Here is a 26,502-nt window from a genome sequence, read left to right on the forward strand (position 1 = left end):
AAAACGTGGAGAAGTTCGTTAAAACTATTGTCAAATTCGAACATGTGGACTAAGGTTGGGGGTGGATGTAGGAAGGTGGCTTTAAGGTGAATTGCGTCAACGAACAACGACAGGAAATCAACAACACAGTCTCTATTGACAAGCTCAGGAAGAAGCCCAAGGGGGAGAGGTCATGGCACAGGTAATCTCAGCAACAGCAGCGGCGCGGAGCCGTAACCGGGAGGCGTTGCAGTGCGTACGCCGCGATCGTTTCGTGGGTCAAGCGTTGGATTTGTTGGTGGAGGCGCGCCAGAGCGCGGCGGAGGGGCGTTTCGCGGACGCTTTGGAAATGGCCTATCGCGCCTCGCTGCGCGCTGCCGGTGCTCGGGTGGCGGCGTCCACGGTGTCACGTCGCCGGCGCTTGCCTACCTCCGCTTGGGAGCAAGTGGCGCTCATCGGCCCGGCTGATGCGCAGTGGGCAGCGGAGTTTAAGGACTACTCGCGTGTGCGTTCGCGAGTGGCATCCGGACTGGATCCGGTCCCTGATCCTGATACGGTCTATCGCTATGTGGCGCTTGCCGCCCGCTATGTGGATGCGACTGAGTCTGAGCTGGGCTTCGGTGGTCTCGCGGCTTAATGTGGAGCGCGGGGCCACAGTAATGGGGCGTAGTGCGTTTAAAACGTGTGGACTGTCTTTGCGGGAACTATCTCGCTATCCTTGACGTTATAGAGGTAGTAATCCTATTTCCCAGTTCCACTACCTAAACCCAACCCACTACGGAGGATGCTGTGGCCCTTTCTGAGCACGAACAGCAAGCGCTGCGTGAAATTGAGCAGTCGTTGCTGGCCAATGATCCTGATTTTGGTGCGTCGGTGTCCGGTGAAACTTCTTTCGGCGCAAACTCGGGCGCTATCACCCTCCGCGGAGTTGCCTTGATTGTTGTCGGTCTCTGCATGATGGTGGGCGGTATTGCGTTGGCCCAGCAATCCCTGTGGTTTGTGAGCCTCTCGGTCCTCGGCTTCCTAGTCATGTTTGGATCCGGCGTCTGGATGCTGCGCGGAAACTCGGAGGATTCTCTGGTTGCAGCCGGTGCGCAGTCGTCCACTCGGGATCGCGGCAAGCAATCCAAGAAGGGTGGTAGCGACGTTGGAAACCGCCTCGAAGACAATTTCCGTCGTCGCTTTGAAGGCCGCTAAGCGCATAAGCACATAGGCGCCTAAAGGCCGGTTCGAAGAGCCCTCCGCTTTAAAATCAGCGGAGGGCTCTATTAATTGCGGTGGCCTAGGGCAGGATGGCTTCGGCCATTGCGTAGAGGGTTTGCGTTGCGCTGTTGAGCTTTTCCGGTGAGCCGTCCGCCAGTTCAGAGGCGCGGACGATGGCCGCATTGAGCAACGAGATATCTACTGAGGAAACTCCGGGACAGAACTCGTCAACGATGGAGGCGAATCCGCCATGTGATTTCTGTACTTCCTCGTCAGCAAAGGCTTGGGGGAAGTGCTGTGCGGCGGTCATCAAATGGCCGTGTGCACTATGAATGAAGAGATCGAGCGTGGCGTCGACATAGGCGTGGATGCGCTTCTTGGGCTCCGGGGAGGCTATCTTCATGGCGGCCTCGAGCTGCTCATTCCACGATTGGGTCGCCTGAATAAGCAGCTGTACCAGTAGATCGTGCTGGGATGATACGTATCGATAGATGCTGGGGCGGGCAAGCCCGACTTCTGCGGCAACTTCGGCCAAGGTGGGGACTGCACCATGGCTAGTGATGATCAGCTTTTCGGCAGCCTCAAGCACCGCGCGGTGCTGGACGGCGCGGTGCTCGGCTACTGTCGTTTCAGTGATCTTTGGCATGCGTGTGAGTCTACGTTAAGCTGCGCATTCTTTGCTTATCGCTGGGCAGAGGCGGTGGCCGGTGTTAAGCGGCCGTCGACCATCTCATAGACCTTGTCGCAGTGATCGAGAACCTCGTAGTCGTGAGTGACCATGATGCCCGCGACGTTAAAGTCGTGGCATTCTTTTGCCAAGAGCGCAACGATCTCCTGGGAGCGTGCACGATCCAGGGCTGCGGTGGGTTCGTCGACAAGCAGCACCTGGGGGTCGCCAACGAGTGCGCGCGCGATGCCAACGCGCTGCCGTTCACCGCCGGACAAGCTGCCCGGGCGGTGCTTGGCGCGATGTTTCATGCCAACCTTGTCGAGGAGCTCAGTGCTGGAATAGCGCCCAGTCTTACCAATGACTTTGCTGGCCAGCTCGAGCTGTTCCTCCGCAGTCAACGCGGAAGGAAGGTTACCGGTGGACTGGAAGACGAAGCCGATGTGGTTGCGGCGGATCTGTGCCAGTTGGGCGTCGCCAAGCTGCACGATGTCCTCGCCCGCGACGAGGACCTGGCCGGAATCGGGCGTCGTCAATGCGCCCGCAACAGCGAGCAGCGTGGACTTGCCGGAACCTGATGGTCCGACCACGGCAACGAATTCGCCGGGATCGATGCTGAGATTGACGGAATCGAGTGCCTTAACCTGCGAATCGCCATCGGTGTAGCTGACAGTGACGTCTTTTAGTTCTAAAGCAGGGCTCATCGGTTTTCTCCTAGGGCTGCGAGGGGGTTGGTTCGGGTGACACGGACAACGGCGATGAAAGCGCCGAGCAGACCAGCGACGAAGAGGATGAGGCCGCCACTGATGACGGAACTGAATTCGGTGGCATAAGGCATGGCGGTCTGCTCCAGGAGGCTACCCAAGCCGACGGCGACAAGCGCACCCGCCAGGATGGACAAGACAAGGATGACGACTGCCTGGCCGAGGCTATCGCGCAACAAGAAACCCTTGGTCGCGCCCATCGCGCGGAGGGTGGCGATATTGCCGGCCCGCTGAATGGTCCACACGAGGAAGAAGGCGCCGGTCACGAGTGCGGCGATGACGTACAGGAACCACGTGATCATGGACAAGGTCATCATCTCGGCGGTGTAGCCGGGGGATGAGTCGAAGCTTTCCTTGAGGGTTCGAACATCCAGGCCGGACTGTTCCGAGAGGGCCTCGGTGTCGGGCTTGTCTGACGTGCGGGCGACGATGACGGAGGCTTCGTCATAAGCGTCTGGGTTCACGGCTTCGCCGTGGCGACCGCCAGCGTGGATCTCTTGCCAGATGTCGAGCGGAAGGTAGGCCACGTCCACGTGTCCGAAGGTGCGTTGATTATCGGTAAACCCAATGACATTCAGCGGGATATCCAAGCGATCGAGCGTGATGGTGTCGCCGAGCTCGATGCCCTCGTCTTGCAGGGTGGAGGAGACGATGATGTCGTGCTTGGTGTTGCTGGGCTGGCCGTCGACCCGGTTGGTGTCAAGTGCGGGCAAGCCTGCCGGTGCCACGAAGGAGTCCGGTTCTACTCCCAGCAGGGTCAGGTCCACTGCCGTGCCGTTTTGGTTATGGGCATTGGCGATGGTCAGGCCAAGAGGAGCGGCTTCTTCCACGCCGTCGTGCTGAGCGAAGGACTCGCTATCAGAGGCATCGACAACCGAGCGGGTGAAAGCTGAGTCTTTCTGGGTGCCGTCGGCGAAAGCGACGACGTCGGCATCCATTGCTTTTAGTCCGGAGACGCCGTCGTTGACCAAACCTGCTGTGAGGCCGGAGATGATGACGACGAGCATGGACATGAGGGCAAGGACAACGCCCATGAGGATGAATCGGGTACGCGCGAAGAGCATCTCGCGCCAAGCTAGATACATAGGGGATCTTCCTAGTGGGTGAAGAAAACTAATGGAGCGCCATCCCGTGGTTCTCAAGATGGCAACACACTGTTTCTATCATGGAAACGATGCGTTTCTAAAAAGAAGCGGTGGTGGCGGCGCTTTTTGACGCTTTCCCTTAATTCCCCACTTTCACCCACCGTGTGTGGCCTAGAGGTCGGAGTCCTGGGTGCCGCTGACGGTTTTGTCAGGGGTGGGGAGGGTAAAGCTGCAGGATTCTGGGGCTGGTGGGGAGATCTAGCTTCTAAGGGGCGGAAGTTGCGTGGGTGATCGCGTGGGAAAAGCCTCTGCTTCGGTGGTGTGTCAAGGGGGTGCCGGGAAAACTTCCCACCGTAAAAACATCCTTTTATCTGGAGGTTTATTGTGACACGCGGGCGAGTGGGGTGCTAAAGGTGTTGGCGGTGGGGGAAAGTGGGGTAGAGTGGGGCGCAGCGGAGGAGAATTGTTCTCTTGTCGCGAGAGGAATCCGGAGTTTTCGAGTGACAGGAAGGTGGACCCGGGGATGTTTCTCGGCACCTACACTCCCAAGCTCGATGACAAAGGGCGGCTTACGCTTCCAGCGAAGTTTCGCGAAGAACTGGCCGGTGGCCTCATGGTCACCAAGGGGCAGGACCACTCGCTTGCGGTGTACCCGCGCGAGGAGTTCGCGGCACGAGCCAGGAAGGCTGCGGCTGTGTCTCGTACCAACCCGGACGCGCGTGCGTTCATCCGTAACTTGGCAGCGAGTGCGGACGAACAGCGCCCCGATGGGCACGGGCGTATCACGCTGTCTGCAGGCCACCGTGAGTACGCAAACCTGACGAAGGAATGCGTGGTTGTGGGCTCGGTCGACTTCCTCGAAATCTGGGACGCAGCCGCATGGGCTGAATACCAGGCGCAAACTGAAGACGCTTACTCGGCAGCAGACGCCGATGACGTACTTGCCGGACTGCTTTAGGGCTAGCCCGGTGCACTGGGAGTGCGTGTACGGACTCTGCCCGAGGAGGATGAGCTGGTGTACTTCCCCGACATCAGAACCCTTCCTCGGACAGGGCCCTATACGCACTCGATTTTTTATCGACCACATCAGACAGCAGCCTCAGGCGCCTGAACGGAAAGGGGGACAGCAGCTGTGGACCGCAATGGCACCATTACCTACGACGTGAATGACAACCACGGCCATGTCCCCGTCATGCGTGCGCGCATGGCTCAGCTGCTCGCCCCAGCGGTTGAAGCGGCAGGGGAGAACGCAGTGATTGTCGACGGCACCCTCGGCGCCGGCGGCCACAGTGAGTACTTCCTCAACTGCTTTCCCGCCGCACGCATCATTGGTGTGGATCGTGACTCCGCTTTCTTGAGCAATGCTTCTCGCCGTCTCAGTCCCTTCGCTGACCGCTTCGTCGCCGTCAACGCGCGCTTCGACGAGGTGGGCAGCGCCATTGCGCAGGGCGAGCACGAAATTTTTTCTATCGCGCGGGAGCACGGCATTGCCGGGGCGCTGTTTGATCTTGGTGTGTCATCCATGCAGCTCGATCAGATCGACCGCGGATTTGCGTACAAGACCGACGCGCCGCTGGATATGCGCATGGACCCACGCCAGGAAATGACGGCCGCCGACATTCTGAATACGTATAGTCACGGCGAGCTTGCCCGCATCCTCAAGACTTATGGTGATGAGCGCTTCGCCGGCAAGATTGCGTCCGCTGTGCTCAAAGAAAGGGAAAAGGAACCTTTCAGCAATTCCGCGCGATTAGTTGAGCTGTTGTACGCCGCTATCCCGGCGGCAACTCGCCGCACCGGCGGCCACCCTGCGAAGCGAACCTTCCAGGCTTTGCGCGTCGAGGTTAACCGCGAGCTTGAAGCGATTGAGCAGGTTATCCCCGTAATCACGGACGCCCTGTCCGTTGGCGGGCGCGCGGTGTTTATGAGCTACCAGTCGCTCGAAGATCGCATCGTCAAGCATGCCTTCACCAAACTCAGCACCTCGACCACACCTGCGGGCCTGCCCATGGATCTCCCGGGCACCGCAGCGCACTACTCCATTGTGACGCGTGGGGCCGAGAAGGCGAGCAAGGAAGAGATTGCGGAGAACCCGCGGGCGGCATCCGTCCGGGTGCGCGCTCTCGAGCGTCTTGAAGGGACCCCGTCTTTTCATGAACCGGGAGGTAGGCCATGACGTTGAGAGACCGCACTGCACAGGCAACCGACCACCGCGACCACGAGAGGACCCACACCATGGGCGCTAGCCGCGATTTCACTACTGGAGCCGACGTCTCGGGGCAGGGGACCGCACTACTTGAGCGGGGTCGCCGTACCACGCCGCTGCCCAGCCGCACTCCGCATCGCGGCACAGTGCCCTCACGACGGGGCGCAACCAGTCTGCGGGGAAACCGCCTTGGGTCGAAGCAGGTAGTGAGCAATCGTGGGCGCCGTGTTGTGCAGCCCACTCGGGTCACTGGTCTTTTCGCCCGCCTGTCCTTCATTGCCATCGGCCTACTTATCGCTGGTGTGGCTGCGGCCATGTGGCTTTCGGGCTTGTCGACGTCCCAGACTTTCAAGATTCAGGAGCTTACCGCACAGGAATCCACGCTGGATAACCAGCTAGAAACTCTCAACCGAGACTTGGAGAATGTTCGCTCCGCCTCCGATGTTGCCCGCCGTGCCCACGAAGCCAAGATGGGTATCCCGGTCCAGCCAGGCGTTGTGGAAGTCGGTCCGGACGGCAACGTGGAACAAAAGCGTGAGGCAACTCCGGATATGGAATCGGTCATCGATGTCAACGGCGAGCCGGTCCGCCCGGGGCAGGCTTCCAGTGACCCGAACGCGACCGCCAACATGTCCGACAACCTGAACGCCCGCCCGAATCTCAACGGAAGGCAGGGCGAGCGTGAGAGCTCTGCCCCGAATGATTCGCGTTCGGGAGACAACTCCGAGGGAGGTCAGTCGGGTGAAGGAAACGTAGAGCTGCCGGATATCCCGGCCCAGGCTCCTTACGCCGCTCGGGGATAGATTCCCTTCCCGCTCCGCGCGTGCCTGCGTGGACGGGCGGCGATCATAGGGCACAATTCGGGATGAGTTCATCTCCACCCCCGCACCAGTGGGGGCACGATGTTTAGCTGTTCAAATACCCATCCTCGCTGCAGATAGAAAGGTGACGTGTGACCCCACCACACTCAGGTGGCCGGCGCCCGAGGCGCGTTTCCGCCGCCCGTGCCGCCCAACCGCGCGGTACCTCTCACCAACCACGGCAGCGTTACGACGCCGACCGCGTCGTTCCCGCGACCCGTTCCCGAAACCCGCGTACCGGCAAGCCGTTTATGAGTCAGCAAAAGACGATGCACCATCGCGTTCATGTCATTGCGGCGGTACTACTCGTCGTCATGCTGGCGTGGATGGGGCGCCTCGCATGGGTGCAGATCGTGTGGGGCCCAGACTTGGCAGCGAAGGCCGCAGAACAGCGAACTCGTGTTTATGTGGATACCGCTGGGCGTGGCGAGATTCTTGCTCGCGATGGCCAGCGTTTGGCCTACACCATGCGCGCTCGGTCTTTGACTGTGTCACCGACCCGCCTGCGTGATGAGCTTCGTGAACAGGAAGAGCAGAAGGCCACCGACGAGGCTGAGTTTGCGTCCCTAGCGCCCGACGCAAAGAAGACCTACCTCGACGACAAGGTGACTGAGAGACTCACCGACATGTCGAAGGGAATCCCGGACAAGCTGAAGGAAGCGGGCATCGACGCCGGGGACGTGGATTCGGAGCAGATCATGGATAAGCTCCGCGCCGATACCCAGTACGAGGTTCTCGTGCGCAACGTCGACCCGGATGTCGCGGTAGCCATCGCTGAGGAATACCACGGCCTGGCTGCCGATGAACAGCAAATCCGCCAGTACCCCAACGGATCGATCGCTGAGAACGTCATTGGCAAGGTATCCATGGATGGCCAGGGACAATTCGGTTTCGAAGCTTCCGGAGACACCACACTCACGGGAATCGATGGCAGCTCGACGGAAGACGTTTCCGCCAGCGGCCAGGTCATCCCAGGTACTCTCCGCGATCAGGTGCCCACCACCGACGGCAAGAACGTGACGCTGACGCTGGACCTCGACTTGCAGACTTACGTGCAACAAAAGCTGGAGAAGGCGAAGGCCAACTCGAAGGCGAAGAGCGCCGAGGCAGTCGTCTTGGACGCAGCTACCGGCCAGGTTTTGGCGATGGCAAATACTGGAACGGTTGATCCGAACAAGGACATCGAAAAGCAGCTGGACAAGGATAAGACCTTCGACAACCTCGCTGTCTCGCACCCCTTCGAGCCGGGCTCGGTGGCAAAGATCATCACCGCCGCAGCAGCCATTGAAGAGGGGCTTACTGACCCCAATGAGGTTCTGCAGGTGCCCGGTTCCATCGACATGGCCGGCGTGACTGTGAACGATGCCTGGCCGCACGGGGTCGAGCCGTACACCACGACTGGCGTCTTCGGTAAGTCATCGAACGTGGGAACGCTGATGTTGGCGGATCGACTCGGACAAGATAAGTATGCCGACTACCTGAAGAAGTTCGGCCTCGGCCAGACCACCGGCATTGAGCTGCCCAACGAGTCCCCGGGACTTGTTCCCGATCGCTCGCAGTGGTCGGGCGGAACGTTCGCTAACCTGCCCATCGGCCAAGGCCAATCATGGACCGCCTTGCAATTGGCATCTATTTACCAGGCCCTGGCCAATGATGGTGAGCGCATCGAGCCGCGCATCATTGACTCGATTACAGCGCCGGACGGGACGAAGGAAGAACTGGACGAGCCCGAGACCACCCGCGTGGTCAGCGCCGAAACCGCGCACACAGTCGTGGACATGTTCCGCGCCGTTTTCCAGGATGACCCGCAGGGCATCAACAATGGTACCGCCGGAAACGCAAACATTGAGGGCTATCAGCTCTCCGGCAAGACCGGTACCGCGCAGAAAGTCGATGAGGAAACTGGGGCCTATTCCAACTCCAAGTACTGGATCACGTTCGCGGGCGTTGCGCCTGCCGACGACCCCCGCTTCGTCGTCGCCGTCATGCTTGATGAACCTGAATCCGGCGTCAACGACGACGGTTCCGGCGGTCAATCTGCGGCCCCCGTATTCAGCGATATTGCATCCTGGTTGCTAGACCGCGACAATATTCCGCCCTCCCCGCCAGCACCGAAACTGACCTTGCGTGCCGAGTAAAAGTAACAGCGCCGATAAATACACCTAGAGCACAGAAGAACAGAGAAGAGGAAGCATCGTGACAAGCAGCACCAGCCTTGAGCGCCTAGCAGAGATTTCTGGGGGCACGGTGATCGGGGATGCCTCGATCACCGTGGGGGCCTGTGGATTGAATTCTGCGACGCTGCCGCCCGGCGGCCTGTTCGCGGCGCTTCCTGGAACACGCGTACATGGCGCGAAGTTCGCCGCAGATACCGCGGCGGCTGCCATTCTTACGGATGCCGAAGGCCAGCGCATTCTCGTCGAAGCAGGGGAGTCGCGGCCGATTCTCGTGGTGGAGGATATCCGCGCCATCCTCGGTACCGTCTCTGCCGAGATTTATGGTCATCCCACGCAGAAGCTCACCATCCTCGGCGTGACGGGCACCTCCGGTAAAACTACGACGAGTTACCTCCTTGAGGCGGGGCTGTTGCACGCAGGCTATTCGGTCGGCCTCATCGGCACGACGGGCACTCGCATCAACCGCGAGCCGGTCCCGACCTCCCTGACCACTCCGGAAGCGCCGACCTTGCAGGAGCTTTTTGCACGAATGGTTTCCGAGGGCGTCACGCACGTCGTGATGGAGGTGTCCTCCCACGCGCTTTCCTTGGGGCGAGTTCAAGGCACACACTTCAACGTGGGCGGATTTACCAACCTGAGCCAGGACCACCTGGACTTCCACCCGACAATGGAGGACTATTTCGAGGCCAAGGCCATGCTTTTCGACGGCCCCCAAGCCGCCGACCGCTCAGTGATTTGCATCGATGACGAATGGGGGCGTCGCATGGCGCAGCGAGCAGCTGCACGCCCGGTGATTCAGGTGTCGACGGGTTCGGAGGCGCGCGAGGCCGATATCACTGGCCGCCAGCTCAGCACCGAGGTCACCGGTGCGCAGCAGGTGGAACTCAAGGTCGCCTCTGGTGAGCAGGCCGGTACTTATGAATTCCGCCTGCCCATGCCGGGCACCTTCAACATTGCCAATGCGGCACTCGCGACGGGAATGGCCGCCGCTGTGGGAGTCGAGCCACGAGTTTTCCTCGAAGGAGTCGAAAAGGTGGCGGTCCCAGGCCGCATGGAGCGCATCGACCGCGGCCAAGACTTTGTCGCCGTGGTTGACTACGCACACAAGCCGGCTGCAATCGCGGCTGTGCTGGACACCCTGCGTACGCAGTTGGACGGCAGCGCGGGCCGCATCGGCATCGTCGTTGGCGCAGGTGGCGACCGTGACTCTTCCAAGCGCCCGCTTATGGGCGCGGCGGCCGCGAATGGCGCCGACCTTGTTGTCGTCACCGACGACAATCCCCGAACCGAAGACCCGGCCGCCATCCGCGCTGCCGTGCTGGCGGGAGCCCGCGAGGCGAACCCGTCGGCCGATATTCGAGAAGTTGGCTCCCGCGCCGAGGCCATCGATGAGGTCGTGACGTGGGCGCAGCCGGGTGATGCTGTCATCGTCGTCGGCAAGGGCCATGAGGTAGGACAGTTGATTGGCGATACCGTTCATCACTTCGATGACCGCGAGGAGATGGCTCGCGCCCTTGATGCCATGGCCACTGCGACTACCCTGAGTAACGAAGAATCCAAGGAGCAAGCATGATTGCGTTAAGCCTCGCTGAGATCGCTCAGATCACGGGCGGCCGCCTGGATAATGTCAACGATCCAGATACCCGAGTGACTGGGTTCGTCGAATTCGATTCTCGTAAGGTCACCCCGGGCGGTCTCTTTGTGGCGCTGCCCGGCGCTCGGGTAGATGGGCACGACTTTGCCAATACCGCGATTGACAAAGGGGCCGCGGCTGTTTTGGCGGCGCGGCCGGTGGGTGTTCCGGCCATCGTCGTCGAGCCGCACGGGCGCGTCGAAGGCGACGGTGCCAATGCGGACATTTATGCCAATGATGCCGATGGCTCCGCCGCGGCCGTCGTTGAAGCACTCTCCGCGCTCGCCCGAGCAGTAACCCAGCGGCTTGCAGCCGAACAGGAGCTCACCATTGTGGGCGTTACTGGTTCGGCGGGAAAGACGTCCACCAAAGACCTCATAGCCACTATCTTCCGTGAGGTGGGGGAGACCGTTGCCCCGCCAGGCTCCTTCAACAATGAAATTGGGCTGCCCTATACAGCCCTGCGCTGCGATGAGCACACGCGCTACCTCGTGGCGGAGATGTCGGCCCGCGGCATTGGACACATCCGGCACCTGACCAACATCACTGCGCCGCGCGTCGGCGTTGTTCTCAACGTCGGCACAGCACACCTTGGTGAGTTTGGTTCGCGCGAAAATATCGCGAAGGCCAAGGGAGAACTCGTAGAAGCACTGCCGAAGGCTGTCGACGGCGGCGTGGCCGTCCTCAACGCTGATGATCCTTTCGTCGCTGCGATGGCTCCCCGCACGGCGGCCAAGGTGGTGTACTACTCCACGGAAAACCGCCGCGGAGGCGCACCGGCAGCGCAGTATTACGCCACCGATATTGAACTCGATGACGTCGCCCGCCCCTCCTTTACCTTGCATAGCCCGGATGCGGAGCCCGTTGCCGTGAAGCTGCAGGTTTTTGGCTCCCACCAGGTATCCAACGCGCTCGCTGCCGCGGCCGCAGCGATCGAGCTCGGGGTATCGGCCGCCACCGTGGCTGCTGCCCTGTCTGGGCATCGTCTCGCCTCCGAGCACCGGATGGACGTGCGCACACGCCGCGATGGCGTCACAGTCATCGATGACTCCTATAACGCTAACCCGGATTCGATGCGCGCGGCGATCGCCGCCTTGGCCTATACCGCCGCCGCGCGCCCCGATGCTCGTGCCATCGCGGTGCTAGGGGAGATGGGAGAACTGGGCAGCGATGCGGAAAAATCTCACCGCCAGCTCGGTGAGATTTTGGCCAAATACCACGTGGAGCACCTAGTTGCAGTAGGGGAGAATCCCAACTGCCGGGCAATGGCCAAGGCCGCTATGCAGCAGGGTATAAATACAGTGGTGTGCGCCGATGCCGCGGCGGCTGCAAAGGCTGTCGACGGCATTCTGCGCGTGGCCCCGGCAGGGGTCGATGATTGGGCTAGCCGTAGCGTTAAGGACGTGGTCTTGATTAAGGCCTCCAATGCCCAACGCCTCTGGTTGGTCGCGGAACAGCTGAACCACAGCTAGCCGCTAGAAAGGACTTCAAGCTCGTGACTCAGATCATCATCGCTGGTGCGGTTAGCTTCCTCGTGGCGATCTTTACCACCCCGGTTCTTATCCGGTACTTTTCCGACACTGGCCGCGGACAGGAGATCCGTGAAGACGGTCCCAAGTCCCACCTGCGCAAGCGTGGTACGCCGACGATGGGTGGACTCGCCATCCTGGCCGGCATCCTTGTGGCCTATCTCGTTGCCAGCATCTACGGGCTCCTGACAGGGCATGAGGGTTTCACCGCGTCGGGTCTCCTCGTTCTTGGTTTGACGCTGGGACTTGGCGCAGTGGGGTTTGCGGATGACTTCATCAAGCTCTTCCGGCACCGCAATCTCGGCCTCAACAAGACCGCAAAGCTCGTCAGCCAGCTCGTGCTGGCGCTGCTCTTCGGCTTCTTTGTTCTGCGCTTCCCCAATGATGATGGTCTGACCCCCGGTTCCACGAAGCTGTCCTTCATCCGTGACCTGAAGACTTTTGACCTCGCCGTCGGCGGCCCCGTGATCGGAACCATCGTGTTCTTGATCTTCATGTACATCCTCATCGCGGCGTGGTCGAATGCCGTCAACCTCACCGATGGCCTCGACGGGCTTGCGGCCGGTGTCACGGCCATCGTCATGGGCTCCTACTCGCTGATGACCTTCTGGCAATTCCGGTACTCCTGCGCCACCAACTTCGCCGCCGGCTGCTACCAAGTGCGCGATCCCCTCGATCTGGCCGTGCTTGCGGCTGCGGGCTTGGGCGGCTGCCTCGGATTCCTGTGGTGGAACGCCGCCCCGGCAAAGATCTTCATGGGAGACACTGGCTCCCTGGCGCTGGGTGGTCTGGTCGCCGGCATCTCCGTCACCAGCCGCACCGAGCTGCTCATGATCATCATCGGCGCGCTCTTCGTCATCGAGACGGTGTCCGTTGTCATCCAAATCGTGGTCTTCCACTCCACGGGCAAGCGCTTCTTCCGTATGGCTCCGATCCACCACCACTTCGAGAACGGCGGCTGGGCGGAAACGGCCGTCGTCGTCCGTTTCTGGCTTTTGGCCGCCATGGCGGCCATGGCCGGCGTCGCCATCTTCTACGGTGATTGGCTGACTGCTGCGGGCATTGGAGTCGGAGCATGACGCGTCCAGAATTCCTATCCGGCCGCGTCCTTATCGCCGGCGCAGGCGTATCTGGTCGCGGTTGCGCGGCGGTCTTGGCCAGCCTGGGCGTGGACCTCACGGTGGCTGACGGCAACGCGGAATCCCGCAGCCGCATCGCCTCCGAGCTGGGCGTCGCTGCCGTAGACACGGCTGCGGCCGACCTTTCGGAGTACTCGCTCGTCGTGACCTCACCAGGATGGCGCCCCGACTCGCCGTTGCTCGTCGCGGCCGCTTCCCAAGGCCTTGAGGTCATCGGCGATGTTGAGTTGGCCTACCGCCTCGACCGCGCAGAGGTCTTCGGCGCCCCTCGCCGCTGGCTCGCGATAACCGGTACGAACGGCAAGACCACGACGACCGGCATGCTCGCCGCCATCATGGCTGCCGATGAGCAGTGCTCCGGCCAGCGCGCACAAGCGGTAGGCAATATCGGCGTCTCGTCCTTTGATGCCCTGGCCGCCGAGCCCCGCGTGGACATCCTCGTGGCGGAGCTCTCCTCTTTCCAACTGCACTGGTCCTCCCAGCTGCGCCCGGAGGTGGGAGCGCTTCTCAACCTCGCCGATGATCACCTTGATTGGCATGGTTCCTTCGATGCCTACGCCGCCGACAAAGCCAAGATCCTGCGCGGGCAGCACGCCGTCTACGGCAAAGATGACGAGCACGTTGTAGCTCTCGCTTCCTCGATTCCGGCAGCGACTGCCTTTAGCCACGCCGAGCCCGCTCCGGGTGAGGTGGGAGTTAGCGCTGGAAGCCTCGTGGTGAACGAGGTCGCTGGGATGAAGGCCGCCGTTGTCGAGGACGTCACCACCATCCAGCCCGCCGGCCTGGCCGGGGTGCTGGACGCTGCCGCTGCGTCTGCGGTTGCCGCTCTCGCCGGCGCGCGCCCCGAGTCCATCGCTGAAGGCCTCGCCTCCTTTGTGGTGGCAGGCCACCGCGGAGAGGTCGTTCACCGCCACTCTGGCGTGACCTATATCGATAATTCAAAGGCCACGAACCCGCACGCCGCGGAGGTAGCCATGCGTGGTCTCGACTCCGTGGTGTGGGTCGCCGGCGGTCAGCTCAAAGGCGCCGACGTTTCGGACCTACTGCGCACCCACGCGGCGCGGTTGAAGGCGGCGGTTCTGGTGGGCGTCGACAAGCATGTGCTTGCCCAAGCCTTAGCAAAGGAAGCGCCGCACGTCCCCGTCGTCATCGTGGATAGCCACGACCCAGAAGCAGCAATGGAGCAGGCAGTGGCCGCCGCAGTGCAACACGCCGAGGCCGGCGATACCGTACTTTTGGCGCCCGCTGCGGCATCGTTGGACATGTACACCGGAATGAGCCAGCGCGGCGACATCTTTGCCGCCGCTGCCCGCCGTCTCGCCCGCTAGCTAGGAGCACCCAGAAGCCGTGACTGCCACCAGCACCCAGAAGCCACCACGCACGCTGGGACACCACCTGCGTGATCTCCGTGAGCGCCTGCGCGCTTATCCCGGGCTCGATTACTTGGTGCTGCGTATTGCCATCTTTTCACTCGTTGGTATCGGCGTGCTCATGGCCTTTTCCTCGTCGATGGCGACGTCCCTTTCAGAAAGCGATAGCCCGTGGTCAGCCGCCCTGCGTCAGTGCGTGCTCGTCGTCGCCGGCCTCATTGTGTTCTGGATTGGCCTGCGCATGTCACCACGCACGCTGCGGGTGCTCGTGCCCTGGTTCTTGGGGCTGTCCATCCTGCTTCTCATCCTCGTTCTCGTTCCCGGGATCGGTACTGGCCGCGCGGAGGTCGGTTCGCAGTCATGGATCATGCTGCCGGGAGGCGTGGCCTTCCAGCCTTCAGAGTTCGCGCGTGTGGCTGTGGGCATGTACGGTGCCTCGGCGCTGGCGGATAAGACGCATCGCTCGATGCGCCTGACGGATCCATTCATGATGTACTCCATCATCGCCGGCATCATGTTCGTACTTATCGTTGCTCAGGGTGACTTGGGCATGGGCGTATCCTTTGCCCTCATCGTTGTCTTTACCCTGGTTTTCGCAGGCGTGGATTGGCGCGTTCCTACCGTCGTCGGCGTCTTCGGCGCTATCGGCATGATCACCGTTTTCCTAGCCGGTGGCTTCCGCTCGCACCGCTTCCACACCTACTTCGATGCCTTGCGCGGAAACATTGAGGACACGCAAGGTACAGGTTTCCAGGCTTACCAGGGCTTCCTTTCGCTTGCCGACGGCGGCTTCTGGGGCGTGGGCCTCGGCCAATCGCGCGCTAAGTGGTTCTACCTCCCAGAAGCGAAGAACGACTTCGTCTTCGCCATTATCGGCGAGGAACTAGGTCTGTGGGGCGGTGCCCTGGTCATCGGGCTTTTTGCCGTGCTGGGCTATTTCGGGCTGCGGACCGCAACCCGCGCGCAGGATCAGTTCCAGTCCCTGCTCGCCGCCACGTTGGCGGTCGGTGTTGTCGTGCAGGCATTCATCAACATTGGCTACGTCATCGGCGTGCTGCCGGTGACGGGTATTCAGTTGCCGATGATTTCCGCGGGCGGTACAGCTGCGGTGATTACGATCGGTTCGATGGGGCTGCTGTGCAACGTGGCGCGCCATGAGCCGCTCCAAGTGTCCGCGATGCAGAACTTTGGCCGCCCGCTCTTCGACCGCATTTTCTTCATCCCCGAGCCGACGCCGCCCAACGAGCGCCGCGGCGGAGCCCACCGAGCCCCGCGCGAACGCGCGCAGGGCAAGCACCCTCAGCGCGTGCGCCGCGAGCACTCCCAACGACAGGTGGAGCGCAGCCGCGAGGAAAGGTTTGGACGCGCTGTGACGGGGCGCCCGCCGCGTGCGCAGGTACCGCGTGAGGAGCAGCGGCGGGAGTACCGCCGAGAGCGTCGGCGCGGCGAGCGTCGGTAGGGCGGGGCCGCGCTGGTAGCGTGTAGAGCATGAATGACACGCCGATTTCCGTCGTTATCGCAGGTGGCGGCACTGCCGGTCACATTGAACCCGCGCTCGCGGTGGGGGAGGAGCTGCGCTTACGCCACGGCGCGCGGGTGACCGCATTGGGAACCCCACGCGGATTGGAGCGCGATATTGTGCCGGCGCGCGGAGTCGATTTGCGCATGATTACCCCCGTCCCGGTCCCGCGCAAGATCAACGCTGACGCTGTGAAGCTGCCTTGGCGCATCCTCACGTCCGTGCGCGAAACCCGCGCGGTACTCAAAGACGTTGGGGCCAACGTCGTGTTTGGAACCGGCGGCTATGTCGCCGCCCCGGCCTATTTGGCGGCCAAGTCCTTAGGCATCCCGTTCTTCGTTCTCGAAACCAATGCCCTGGCCGGCATGGCAAACAAGTTGGGCGTGCGTTTGGGCGGCACGGGCATTAACGCGCAAGAAGGTTCCGGGATGCCCGGGGATGTCTTGGGCATCCCCGTGCGGCCGGGCATGGGGGAGGACCCCGACGGCGCAAAGGCGGCGGCTGCTCGCCAGAACTGGAACCTGGACGCACATCGCCCGACCATCGTGGTGACCGGCGGATCACAGGGCGCGGTGAGCATCAACACCGCTGTCGCCGGCGCGCTCGATGAACTGTGCCGGGATTTCCAAGTGCTGCATGCTTATGGCAAGAAGAACGAGGCGCCGGCTGGGTGCGAACACTACACGGCGGTGCCTTATATCGATGACATGGCTGGCGCGCTCGCGGTTGCTGACCTCATGGTGTGCCGCTCCGGTGCAATGACCGTGGCCGAGGTTTCCGCCGCCGGTCTGCCCGCGCTCTACGTGCCGCTGCCGCACGGCAATGGCGAGCAAGCGCTGAACTCGCGGGCATTGGTGGAGGCGGGGGCCGCAGTCCAGATTCCGGACGCCGAGTTAACCTCGGAGCGCCTTATCAGAGAGGTTCGCGCTATTCTTGACCACCCCGAGGCCCTGGCAGCCATGCGTGCTGCCGCTGACGCCAGCACGGCCGGCGACGTTGCGGCTGTCATCGCTGACCGCATCGCGCAGCGCGTCGCCGCCGGCGCCCGCGATTAAGCGCACAGTACAGGTTTATTAAAGAAGGATTTTTTCACTATGACTGACACCCCCTCCACCACGGACCTGTCCCGCGTTCACTTTGTCGGAATCGGAGGCTCCGGCATGTCCGGTCTTGCGCGCATCCTGGTCAGCCGGGGCGCGGTCGTCACCGGCTCGGACGTGAAGAAGTCGACGGCTGTCGACGTCCTCCGCACAATGGGCGCGCACATTGCCATTGGGCATGCGGCCGAGAACCTTGAAATGGCCGGCGATAAGCCGACGGTTGTCGTGACTTCCTTCGCCGCCATCCCGCAGGATAATCCTGAGCTCGCTGCCGCGCGCGCCGCCGGTATTCCGGTTATTCGCCGTTCCGATCTATTGGCCGAGTTGATGGAAGGGCACCGCCAGGTGCTGCTTGCCGGAACCCATGGAAAGACCTCGACCACGTCCATGGCGGTATCCGCGCTCCAACAGGCGGGGCTGGATCCTTCCTTCGCTATCGGTGGACAGCTGAACCGTGCCGGTACGAACGCACACGGCGGTACGGGCGATGCCTTCGTGGCGGAGGCCGATGAGTCCGATGCTTCGCTCTTGCGCTACAGCCCATCCGTGGCCGTGATTACGAACATCGAGCCCGATCACCTCGATTATTTCGGCACCGCGGAGAGCTACTTCCAGGTCTTTGATGACTTCGCCGACCGCGTCGTCGACGGCGGCTACCTTGTCGTCTGCCTCGAGGATGCGCAGGCGGCCGCCACCGGTGAGCGTGCCGCTGAGCGCGGTATTCAGGTGCTGGGCTATGGCGCGCGCGGCGAGGCAGACGCTGCTTCTTCTCTGCCCCTCGCGGCTGAGGTTCTGGAGGAGACAGTCTCCGCCGTCGGCGCGCACGTCCGCGTTCGCCTGACCCTGCCGGGCCAGGCACCGCAGGAGCTGAGCTATGACCTGCACGTCCCCGGACATCACATGGTGCTTAACTCGGCGGCGGCGCTGCTTGCCGGTGCGCTCGCTGGCGGGGATCCGGCGGAGCTCGCCGTGGGCTTGACCGACTTTACGGGCGTGCGCCGTCGCTTTGAGTACCGCGGAAGCGAGCGCGGCATCCGCGTCTTCGACGATTATGCGCACCACCCCACGGAGGTTTCCGCAGTTCTCGATGCGGCCCGCGCAAAGGCGGATGCGGAGGGCGAGGGTGCGCGCGTCATCGCCTGCTTCCAGCCACACCTGTACTCCCGGACGATGAAATTCGACGCTGAATTTGCCCAGGCGCTGGCGCTTGCCGACGCCGCCGTCGTCCTCGACATCTACGGCGCCCGTGAGAAGCCGGTAGAGGGCATTACCTCCCGCATCATCACCGACAAGATGCCGGAAGACATGCCGGTTATCTTCGAGCCCGATTTCTCCGAAGCCGCCAGCGACGTCATCTCCTTGGCACAGCCCGGAGATATCGTCCTGACCATCGGCGCGGGCACGATTACCTACGTGGCTGGCGAGATTCTGTCCGAGCTGGGCAATAAGGACGAGGCGGAGGAGCCGAAGGAACCGAATGTCTAAAAAGGCTGGGGTGCTCGTGGTGGGCGCGGTCCTTCTCGTAGCGGTGATCGCTGCCGCAGTGGTGTGGCTTTTCCCGATCCTTACGGTGAAGTCCTTCGAGGTAGTGGGAAATGACCATGTCACGGCTGAGGACGTGGAACAGGCCAGTGGCGTGCCTAAGGGCACAAACCTGGCGCGCCTGGACGCTCGCGAGGCCGCGCAGGGCGTGGCGGAGATCCCCTGGGTGGAAAGCGCAACTGTGTCGCGGGCTTTTCCCTCGACGGTGCACATTGAAATCGTCGAGCACGAGGCAGTGGCTTTCGTGCGCGACGGTGACAGCACCGTCCTAGTGGATAACCACGGCAAGGAATTCGTGGAAGCCGAGGCTCCGCCCGAAGCCGTGGAGGTCACCGGGCGCACCGACTCCGGTTCCCCGGAAATGCAAGCGGCCGTCGATGCCGTAGCGGCCCTTCCTGCTCCAATTCGGGAAAAGGTATCGACCCTCGAGGTCAAGGATAGGTACTCGCTGACGTTCCGAACCAAGGACAACAAGACCATCTTTTGGGGTGCCTCGGAGGACAACAAGAACAAGGCGATCGCTTTCGAGGATGTGCTCAAACTCGAGGGTGAATCCTGGAACATTTCCAACCCGTCGCTGGTGACTCGCCGCTAGGTCCGTCGCGAGTGGGGCGGGTGTGGCGCTTGTTAAGAAAACCGCATGTCAGCAACCCTAAAGTAGAGGTTGAGGGTACCGACACGCGGCAAAATGTGCGCCGAAATTACCCCGTTGTCGTTAAAGATGGATGTAACCGCCTCTCGCGAAAAGAGGCGCCTCCTCGTTTACATTAAAAGCTTATTCGAAAGGCAAGAGACCCTCGTATGATCTCATCTAGCAACAACCTCGCGGACATCAAGGTCGTCGGCGTCGGCGGCGGCGGTGTCAACGCTGTCAACCGCATGATCGAAGAAGGGCTCAAGGGAGTCCAGTTCGTCGCCATCAACACCGATTCCCAGGCGCTGATTTTCTCCGATGCGGACACCAAGCTCGACATCGGCCGCGAGGCCACCCGCGGCCTCGGCGCCGGCGCTAACCCGGAGGTGGGCAAGACCTCCGCGGAGGATCACAAGACCGAAATCGAAGACGCCCTCCAGGGCTCCGATATGGTCTTCGTGACGGCCGGCGAAGGCGGCGGAACCGGCACCGGCGCGGCCCCCGTCGTGGCGTCCATCGCGAAGAAGATGGGGGCTTTGACCGTTGGCGTCGTTACCCGCCCATTCAAGTTTGAGGGCGCGCGCCGTACCCGTCAGGCCATGGCCGGCATCGAAGAGCTGCGCGAGGTCTGCGATACCCTGATTGTTATCCCGAATGACCGCCTCATGCAGCTGGGTGGCGAGGAGCTGTCCATCGTCGAAGCCTTCCGCGCCGCCGATGAAGTTCTGCACAATGGTGTTCAAGGTATTACCAACCTCATCACTATCCCGGGCATGATCAACGTCGACTTTGCGGACGTTCGCTCCGTCATGTCCGACGCCGGCTCCGCCCTCATGGGTATCGGCTTCGCCCGCGGTGACAACCGCGCGCTCAACGCCGCCGAGCAGGCCATCAACTCCCCGCTGTTGGAGTCGACCATGGAAGGCGCCAAGGGCGTTCTACTGTCCATCGCTGGTGGCTCCGACCTGGGCCTCCACGAGGTCAACGCAGCCGCCTCCATGGTGGAGGAGCGCGCCGACGAAGACGCCAACATCATCTTCGGCACCATCATCGATGACAACCTCGGTGATGAGGTTCGCGTCACTATCATCGCCACCGGCTTCGACGCACAGGCCAACATGACTACGCAGCCGGCGCAGCCCGGTCAGGCTGCACCGCAGAGTCAGCAGGCCACCCCGGCTGCCCGCCCGGGTTCCCTCTTTGAGAACCGCGCCGAGGCACAGGCGGAAAGCCCCGCCGCATCCCGCGCCGAGGCCCCGCGTGAGGACTACACCCGCGCCGAGCCGCAGCGTGTCGACGCCCAGCGTATCGAGCGCGAGGAGTACACCCCGCGCCACTCCTACGAGCGCGAGCAGCCGGCCGAGCCGGCCCCGTCCAGCGGGCTGTTTACCACCTCGGACCGCTTCCGCGGTGAGGAGTACCGCCGCGGCGCCGACGACGAGTACCGCCTCTCGCGCCCCGCTGAGCGCCGTGGCCGCGACTTCGATGATGACGGCGACGACGATCTCGACGTGCCGTCCTTCATGCGTTAGTCCCAGCCCGCTACTCTGGAGTGCATGCCAGTAAACGAGGAAGCACACGTAGCACAACGCCCCGTCCGCATGGTTTTCACCAGCCGTGCCGGCGGGGCGTCGTCGTCCCCTTATAACTCTTTCAACTTGGGTGATCACGTTGGTGATGACCCCGAGGCCGTGACCGCCAATCGCCAGCGGCTTCTGCGGGTGACTGGTCTAGAAGACATCGTGTGGATGGAACAGCTCCACACCAACACGGTCACGGTGGTGGGGGCCGAACGCCGCGGTGTCCGCGAACCCGTCCCCGCCACCGATGCCGTAGTAACCACCGAAAAGCGCTTGGGGCTAGGCGTGCTCGTTGCTGATTGCACACCGGTGCTGCTTGTCGACGTCTCCGCGGGCGTCATCGCCGCCGCCCACGCCGGGCGCCTCGGCGCACGTAACGGAATCGTCCGGAACACCGTGAACGCAATGGTTGAGCTGGGGGCGACTCCCGCGTCGATCCAGGTACTTATGGGGCCTGCTGCTTCTGGGCGCAACTATGAGGTGCCGGAGGAGATGGCGGACGACGTCGAGAAACACCTGCCCGGCTCCAAGACTCGCACCTCGTCTGGTACGTGGGGAGTTGACGTGCGCGCCGGCCTGATTCGCCAGCTGATGGGGATGGGGGTTACGGCCATTGAGTCGGATCCACGCTGCACGATCGAAGACACTGATTTCTTTTCTTATCGCCGCGAGGGCGTCACCGGGCGTCAAGCCGGTGTGATTTGGTTGGAGGATTAAATGACTAGCAAGGACCCCGCTGAGCGTCGCGAAGAACTACGGGCCGGGTTGGAGCGCACCCGCGCTGAGATTCGACGTTTTGCCGCCACGTATGACCGTCCCGTGCCACAGCTGCTGCCGGTGACGAAATTTCACCCGGCAGAGGACATCGCGCTGCTGGGGGAGCTGGGAATTGCGGATGTAGCAGAAAACCGTGAGCAGGAGGCGCGCGCCAAAGCAGAGGCGCTGCCCGAGATTCGCTTCCACATGATCGGCCAGATTCAAACCAAAAAGGCGAACCACGTCGCCCGCTGGGCGCACAGCGTGCACTCCCTTGACTCAGAAAAGCTTGCCCGGGCGCTGGACCGAGGAGTGGCGCTTGCCCAAGAACGCGGGCAACGCGAGGACGCCCTTCCGGCATTCATTCAGGTTTCCGCCGATGGCGACACCGCACGCGGCGGATGCCCGCTGGAGGACGTCCCCGCTCTGGTGGATGTCGTTGAAGAGCTGGAGAATGTGCAGCTGCAGGGATTCATGGTGGTTCCTCCACTGGAGAGCGAGCCTGCGGAGGTATTCGCTCGGGTAAGGGCGCTGACCGACGAGGTCGCGGCGAAGCTCGGACGGGCTTTAAAAATGTCAGCCGGAATGAGCGCAGATTTGGAGGCGGCGATTGCATCTGGAACGGATATCGTGCGTGTCGGAACCGGAATCATGGGAGCTCGCCCGCTAGGTTAATTGACATTGCAAAAGTGCATTACAAGACAGCAAATGAACAGCACACACTAGGTCAGAGGGAGACCCAGAATGTCACTGATTGATAGGACTAAAGAGTTCTTCGGGCTGGGCCCGATGGACATGGACACCGACGATGCTTACTACGCTGACGAGCGCAGCTACAGCGCACCGGCGTATGCACCTTCCTACGAGAAGCCGGAAGAGGAATTTGTCCCGACCATCGTGGCGCTGTCGCTCGTCTCTTTCGACGATGCAGCGAAGGTTGGTGGCCCTTTCCGCGACGGTGACGCAGTGGTCTTCGAGCTCACTGACGCTGACCGTGGCTCCGCAAAGCGCTTCGTCGACTTTGCCGCTGGCCTCTGCTTTGCACTGGAGGGCCGCATGAAGAACCTGACCAAGGGCGTGGACACCAGCCGTAAGGTGTTTGCCATCGTGCCGAAGGGCGCCGATATCTCCACTGTTGAGCTGGAGCGCGCAGCGCATCTGCGCTAAGTACGTCGCGTTCTACCGCCTCATCGATTTCTTTTCTCCCGTGTTGGCTTAGGGGAGGGGAAGCGATGGGGCGGTTTCGTATTTATGAGGCCAGCGGCGAACTGAGTTCGGGGATAGTTCAGCCGACGATTAGCCGTTCATGTTCGCCGAGCGCGAACCGGAGGGCAGGGGAATACCGTTAGCGGGGGTGGTTCGGATAGGCTCGGGCACTGTGAATGCTTTAGGTTCAATTCTCCTCGTTGCCGTGAGTCTTTACTCGTGGATTTTGTTAGCGCGAATCGTCATCGAAATGATTCAATCTTTTTCGCGCCAATTCAATCCACCCCGCTGGTTCATGATGGTTGCAGAGGTGCTTTTCGTAGTCACTGACCCGCCGGTTAAGGCGCTGCGAAAGGTGATTCCTCCGCTGCAGTTGGGAGGCGTTGCGCTCGACGTTTCCATCATTGTTTTGTTCCTGCTTTTGTCCATTCTTTCGCAACTGATTTCGTGGCTATTTTTCGGCCCCAGCGGACTTGCTGTGTAACTAACGGGTGTATTAAACCCTCCTGTTAACGTTGAGACTCGTGCCAGCGTTAGATAATGTGTTGATTCGGATACAATGAGTTAGCAAAATCCGTATTATTAACCGCACATGTACCCGGCCTCTGGAACCTCTAGAGGTTTGACCGATTCGTAAGGGGAAGAGAAGTCAATGCCACTGTCACCCGCTGATGTACACAACGTCGCTTTCAGCAAGCCGCCAATTGGCAAGCGTGGCTACAACGAGGATGAGGTAGATCAGTTCCTCGACCTCGTTGAGGATGCTCTTGCTCAGCTGCAGGACGAGAACGATGATCTCCACGCCCAGGTTGAGGAACTGAAGTCTCAGACTTCGGCCGGCGCCGCTGGCGGCGCTACTGCCGCTAAGGTCGACGAGGCCGCTGTGCGCAAGGAAGTTGAATCCAAGCTTCGCGCTGAGTACGAGGCAAAGCTGGCTGACTCCAAGAATGAGATTGCCAAGGCCAAGGAAGAGACGAAGCGTGCGCAGGAGCAGGCAAAGGCTGCTCAGGCACAGTCTTCCCAGGCGCCGGCTGCTCAGGCAAAGGACAACTCCGCCGAGCTCAAGGCAGCTCGCGAGGAAGCTGCCGCCGCCAAGCGCGAGCTCGAGGCTTCCAAGAAGGAACTGGCGAACACGAAGAAGGAGCTGGAGTCCGCAAAGAAGAACTCCGCAGCCTCCACCACCGCCTCTTCCGCCGCTGCCGTGGCTGGTGCGGGCGCTGCCCAGTCCAATGCACAGGGCCTGGCTACCCCGGATACTCACATGCAGGCAGCCCGCGTGCTGGGCTTGGCTCAGGAGATGGCGGACCGTCTCACCAGCGAGGCCAAGGCTGATTCCGAGTCCATGCTGGCTGAGGCCCGCACGGCGGCAGAGAAGCAGCTTGCCGATGCTGACTCCCACTCCAAGGCCCAGCTCGCGGATGCCCAGAAGCGCTACGAAGCTCAGCTGCAGGAGGCCGATACCCGCTCCAAGAAGCTGGTGGCGGACGCTGAGAACAAGGCAAAGCAGACTGAGTCCGACGCTACGTCCCGCGCCGAGGCGCAGATTCGCCAGGCAGAGGAGAAGGCAGCTGCGCTGCAGGCCGATGCCGAGAAGAAGCACACCGAGGTCATGAACACGGTCAAGCAGCAGCAGACCGCTCTGGAGGCTCGCATCTCCGAGCTGCGCACCTTCGAGCGCGAGTACCGTACTCGCCTCAAGACGCTGCTGCAGTCTCAGCTTGAGGAGCTGGAGTCCCGCGGTACCGCTGCTCCCAACGGTGAAGCCGGCAAGTCCAACAATTAATCACTGAATCAGCGGCGTCCCTGCGGGGGCGCCGTTATTCTTTTCTGTGGGTATGTATTCTCAGTAGGTATTGATTTTTCAGGCAGTGACGGGGAAGGAGAGCGCGCATGCTTATTGGTGCATTGCTTTTGGCCTTTGTGGCTTTCTTGGCGTTCGTGAATTACATCCTCTCCGCCGCTGAGTGGTCTCTGTACCTGCTCTTTGCTTCTGCCGGGGTAGGCATTGTTCTGTTTATCGCAGATACCGTGATTAAACTGCGCCGCAAGCACGACGAGTAGCCCTCGCCCCAGCAGTAATTCTGGGTGGAGGGCTTTTGCGAAGACTCCTAGTTGTGTCGCTCCTAGTCGTCTCTTTCCAGGGCGTCGAATAGCCCGGGAGGCGCTTGCAGAGGCGTGGGCGGCGGGAGGGGACCGTACGTCCTCATGGCCGTTCCGTTGACCCGGGCTATGCGGCCGCGTCCCGGTGGCGCGTTCGGATCGTCCTGGTTCACGCCATTGTGATATGGGCACAGCATCACCAGGTTTTCCTGGTTGGTATACCCGCCGTTCTTCCACGCGATGAGATGGTGAACTTGGCATTCATCGGCGGGCTTCATGCAGGAGCCCCAAGCACAGACCGGGAACTCGGCCATGGCCATGATGCGCTGCTTGATGCTGGCGGAGCGCTCCTCATAGTAGAGGTTGACCGGCCCGTGATAGGGGTGGAAGAGAGTCGCGAGCGCGCCATCGAGGTTGATCTCTTCGGCTAGGACCTTGTTGAGGTATTCCGCGCCGGTCATCGTTGCGCCGTTGGTCATCTGCAGCGTGATTTCCTCGCCGTCGCCGTTGAGAATCTTCGTCATTGCATCCAGCGGGACCAAGATATTGGTTTGCAAACCGCGGCGCGGGGCGGCGCCTTTGAAGAAAGCTTCGCGGATGGATTCGGGGGGACGTTCGCGGTCGACGGCGTCGCTAAGCTCTGCAATCATTTGCGCGGGGCCTGTGATTGCCATCGTCCACGGTGCATTGCGGCGGCGGTAGATGGTCACGCCCTCCTTCGGTGCGGGCGGGGCCGAGTGCTCCTTGAGCTTCTTCTTCGCCAGTGTTTCCATCGCGAGGGTATCGGCGCTGGTCCGGCACAACTCTAGGCGCAGCTTCCAGCCCAATGCCTGTGTCTTGGCTTTGCGGGCATAGCGGTCAATGACTTCCAGGGTGGGCAATGAGTGGCCGCGCTGGCGCGCAGCCTTCACCGCATCACGTTGCATCTTGGTCATGGCGGTCTTGCCAAAGAAGCTCGTGTGCAGCCGCACCAACTGCGCGGCAGTTTTGTCTGGGGAACCGGCGGCGATGAGGTCTGCTTCAGACATGCCTTCGCACTCGGCGATGACATCGATGCCGGCCCCGAGTGCGTTGAGGAAAGTCTGTAGCACGTTCATATCTGTGGAGCATAAAACACCTTCTGAGCTGCGCGCATTAGAAAAAATGTTCCTGTGGAAAACCGTTTCTCAGGCACCTCTTTTGTGCACTGTCGTTTCTATCTTGGGGTTCACGGGAACCTGCGCCTGTGAAAACTTGACCCCTCGGTTATACTTTGGAGCTATATGCAGTGAGCCGGCTATCACCGGGGAGCATTCCGGAAGAACGTGAGGCGCGTGAGCGTCGCATCATTAGAACCGGGCGGGTAGGGACCGTCATCTCCTTCACATCAACGAAGCGGGGCGCCTTGGCGCCCAAGCGGGGTGGTACCGCGAGCCGTATGGCGCGTCCCCGTCACAGCGAACGAGTGAAGGAA

25 protein-coding genes are annotated in these 26,502 nt (G+C 61.7%); 21 read left to right on the plus strand and 4 right to left on the minus strand.

Annotated elements, in window-relative coordinates; genetic code table 11:
• The first annotated feature begins 172 nt into the window (after nucleotides 1–172).
• Nucleotides 173–616, plus strand: coding sequence for an SAV_6107 family HEPN domain-containing protein (locus HMPREF2967_RS05105; RefSeq protein WP_070565446.1), 444 nt, complete (start codon nucleotides 173–175; stop codon nucleotides 614–616).
• 152 nt (nucleotides 617–768) lie between these two features.
• Nucleotides 769–1,176, plus strand: a complete 408-nt coding sequence (locus HMPREF2967_RS05110; RefSeq protein ID WP_070685280.1) for a DUF3040 domain-containing protein — start codon at nucleotides 769–771, stop codon at nucleotides 1,174–1,176.
• Nucleotides 1,177–1,261: 85 nt separating this feature from the next.
• On the opposite strand, the gene HMPREF2967_RS05115 is transcribed toward HMPREF2967_RS05110, so the two are convergent.
• Genes HMPREF2967_RS05115 through HMPREF2967_RS05125 form a run of 3 tightly spaced genes read right to left on the minus strand, consistent with a single transcriptional unit; the run spans nucleotide 1,262 to nucleotide 3,698 of the window.
• Nucleotides 1,262–1,828: a TetR/AcrR family transcriptional regulator gene (locus tag HMPREF2967_RS05115; RefSeq protein WP_070685282.1), complete on the minus strand. Its 567-nt coding sequence runs from the start codon at nucleotides 1,826–1,828 to the stop codon at nucleotides 1,262–1,264.
• 35 nt (nucleotides 1,829–1,863) lie between these two features.
• Nucleotides 1,864–2,553 carry an ABC transporter ATP-binding protein gene (locus HMPREF2967_RS05120; protein WP_070565448.1) on the minus strand — a complete coding sequence of 230 codons (690 nt, stop codon included), beginning with the start codon at nucleotides 2,551–2,553 and terminating at the stop codon, nucleotides 1,864–1,866.
• Nucleotides 2,550–3,698 carry an ABC transporter permease gene (locus HMPREF2967_RS05125; RefSeq protein ID WP_070596833.1) on the minus strand — a complete coding sequence of 383 codons (1,149 nt, stop codon included), beginning with the start codon at nucleotides 3,696–3,698 and terminating at the stop codon, nucleotides 2,550–2,552. Before HMPREF2967_RS05125 ends, HMPREF2967_RS05120 begins: the two co-directional genes overlap by 4 nt.
• Before the next feature lie 523 nt (nucleotides 3,699–4,221).
• Here HMPREF2967_RS05125 and mraZ point away from each other — a divergent pair.
• The 19 genes from mraZ (at nucleotide 4,222) to HMPREF2967_RS13230 (ending at nucleotide 25,010) form a co-directional block, all read left to right on the plus strand.
• Entirely contained in the window at nucleotides 4,222–4,656 is a 435-nt protein-coding gene (mraZ, locus tag HMPREF2967_RS05130) for a division/cell wall cluster transcriptional repressor MraZ (protein WP_010190539.1), read from the plus strand.
• A 174-nt stretch (nucleotides 4,657–4,830) separates the two neighbouring features.
• Complete coding sequence (gene rsmH, locus HMPREF2967_RS05135; RefSeq protein WP_070685284.1) at nucleotides 4,831–5,874, plus strand: 16S rRNA (cytosine(1402)-N(4))-methyltransferase RsmH; 1,044 nt, start codon at nucleotides 4,831–4,833, stop codon at nucleotides 5,872–5,874.
• Nucleotides 5,871–6,707, plus strand: a complete 837-nt coding sequence (locus HMPREF2967_RS05140) for a cell division protein FtsL (protein ID WP_070685286.1) — start codon at nucleotides 5,871–5,873, stop codon at nucleotides 6,705–6,707. The genes rsmH and HMPREF2967_RS05140 overlap by 4 nt, the downstream gene beginning before the upstream one ends.
• Nucleotides 6,708–7,033: 326 nt before the next feature.
• Nucleotides 7,034–8,902 carry a peptidoglycan D,D-transpeptidase FtsI family protein gene (locus tag HMPREF2967_RS05145; protein WP_070685288.1) on the plus strand — a complete coding sequence of 623 codons (1,869 nt, stop codon included), beginning with the start codon at nucleotides 7,034–7,036 and terminating at the stop codon, nucleotides 8,900–8,902.
• 58 nt (nucleotides 8,903–8,960) lie between these two features.
• On the plus strand, nucleotides 8,961–10,514 hold the full coding sequence (locus HMPREF2967_RS05150; protein ID WP_070685290.1) for a UDP-N-acetylmuramoyl-L-alanyl-D-glutamate--2,6-diaminopimelate ligase: 1,554 nt from the start codon (nucleotides 8,961–8,963) through the stop codon (nucleotides 10,512–10,514).
• The gene (murF, locus tag HMPREF2967_RS05155; protein ID WP_070685292.1) at nucleotides 10,511–12,046 is read left to right on the plus strand and encodes a UDP-N-acetylmuramoyl-tripeptide--D-alanyl-D-alanine ligase; all 1,536 of its coding nucleotides are present in this window, start codon (nucleotides 10,511–10,513) and stop codon (nucleotides 12,044–12,046) included. Before HMPREF2967_RS05150 ends, murF begins: the two co-directional genes overlap by 4 nt.
• Nucleotides 12,047–12,069: 23 nt before the next feature.
• Nucleotides 12,070–13,182: a phospho-N-acetylmuramoyl-pentapeptide-transferase gene (mraY, locus tag HMPREF2967_RS05160; RefSeq protein ID WP_070685294.1), complete on the plus strand. Its 1,113-nt coding sequence runs from the start codon at nucleotides 12,070–12,072 to the stop codon at nucleotides 13,180–13,182.
• Nucleotides 13,179–14,570, plus strand: a complete 1,392-nt coding sequence (gene murD / locus HMPREF2967_RS05165; protein WP_070685296.1) for a UDP-N-acetylmuramoyl-L-alanine--D-glutamate ligase — start codon at nucleotides 13,179–13,181, stop codon at nucleotides 14,568–14,570. Before mraY ends, murD begins: the two co-directional genes overlap by 4 nt.
• Nucleotides 14,571–14,589: 19 nt before the next feature.
• Nucleotides 14,590–16,071, plus strand: a complete 1,482-nt coding sequence (locus tag HMPREF2967_RS05170) for an FtsW/RodA/SpoVE family cell cycle protein (RefSeq protein ID WP_070685298.1) — start codon at nucleotides 14,590–14,592, stop codon at nucleotides 16,069–16,071.
• A 29-nt stretch (nucleotides 16,072–16,100) separates the two neighbouring features.
• Nucleotides 16,101–17,186 (plus strand): undecaprenyldiphospho-muramoylpentapeptide beta-N-acetylglucosaminyltransferase, encoded by a 1,086-nt coding sequence (gene murG / locus HMPREF2967_RS05175; RefSeq protein ID WP_070685300.1) that lies wholly within the window; start codon nucleotides 16,101–16,103, stop codon nucleotides 17,184–17,186.
• A 39-nt stretch (nucleotides 17,187–17,225) separates the two neighbouring features.
• Nucleotides 17,226–18,716: a UDP-N-acetylmuramate--L-alanine ligase gene (murC, locus tag HMPREF2967_RS05180; RefSeq protein WP_070685302.1), complete on the plus strand. Its 1,491-nt coding sequence runs from the start codon at nucleotides 17,226–17,228 to the stop codon at nucleotides 18,714–18,716.
• A complete protein-coding gene (locus HMPREF2967_RS05185) occupies nucleotides 18,709–19,368 on the plus strand; it encodes a cell division protein FtsQ/DivIB (RefSeq protein ID WP_070685304.1) in 660 nt (219 codons plus the stop codon). Before murC ends, HMPREF2967_RS05185 begins: the two co-directional genes overlap by 8 nt.
• A 206-nt stretch (nucleotides 19,369–19,574) precedes the next feature.
• On the plus strand, nucleotides 19,575–20,939 hold the full coding sequence (gene ftsZ / locus HMPREF2967_RS05190) for a cell division protein FtsZ (RefSeq protein ID WP_070596842.1): 1,365 nt from the start codon (nucleotides 19,575–19,577) through the stop codon (nucleotides 20,937–20,939).
• A 24-nt stretch (nucleotides 20,940–20,963) separates the two neighbouring features.
• Nucleotides 20,964–21,704, plus strand: coding sequence for a peptidoglycan editing factor PgeF (gene pgeF, locus HMPREF2967_RS05195; protein ID WP_070533307.1), 741 nt, complete (start codon nucleotides 20,964–20,966; stop codon nucleotides 21,702–21,704).
• A complete protein-coding gene (locus HMPREF2967_RS05200) occupies nucleotides 21,705–22,418 on the plus strand; it encodes a YggS family pyridoxal phosphate-dependent enzyme (RefSeq protein ID WP_070685306.1) in 714 nt (237 codons plus the stop codon).
• Nucleotides 22,419–22,487: 69 nt separating this feature from the next.
• Nucleotides 22,488–22,910 (plus strand): cell division protein SepF, encoded by a 423-nt coding sequence (locus tag HMPREF2967_RS05205; RefSeq protein ID WP_070519876.1) that lies wholly within the window; start codon nucleotides 22,488–22,490, stop codon nucleotides 22,908–22,910.
• A gap of 211 nt (nucleotides 22,911–23,121) precedes the next feature.
• A complete protein-coding gene (locus HMPREF2967_RS05210) occupies nucleotides 23,122–23,433 on the plus strand; it encodes a YggT family protein (RefSeq protein WP_070520150.1) in 312 nt (103 codons plus the stop codon).
• Nucleotides 23,434–23,601: 168 nt separating this feature from the next.
• Complete coding sequence (locus HMPREF2967_RS05215; RefSeq protein ID WP_070685308.1) at nucleotides 23,602–24,732, plus strand: DivIVA domain-containing protein; 1,131 nt, start codon at nucleotides 23,602–23,604, stop codon at nucleotides 24,730–24,732.
• A gap of 107 nt (nucleotides 24,733–24,839) precedes the next feature.
• The gene (locus tag HMPREF2967_RS13230) at nucleotides 24,840–25,010 is read left to right on the plus strand and encodes a hypothetical protein (protein WP_168162406.1); all 171 of its coding nucleotides are present in this window, start codon (nucleotides 24,840–24,842) and stop codon (nucleotides 25,008–25,010) included.
• 62 nt (nucleotides 25,011–25,072) lie between these two features.
• On the opposite strand, the gene HMPREF2967_RS05220 is transcribed toward HMPREF2967_RS13230, so the two are convergent.
• Nucleotides 25,073–26,146 carry an HNH endonuclease signature motif containing protein gene (locus HMPREF2967_RS05220; protein ID WP_070685310.1) on the minus strand — a complete coding sequence of 358 codons (1,074 nt, stop codon included), beginning with the start codon at nucleotides 26,144–26,146 and terminating at the stop codon, nucleotides 25,073–25,075.
• Nucleotides 26,147–26,502 lie beyond the last annotated feature (356 nt).

This window comes from Corynebacterium sp. HMSC059E07 (assembly GCF_001814395.1).
GTDB classification, from domain to species: Bacteria; Actinomycetota; Actinomycetes; order Mycobacteriales; family Mycobacteriaceae; genus Corynebacterium; species Corynebacterium hesseae.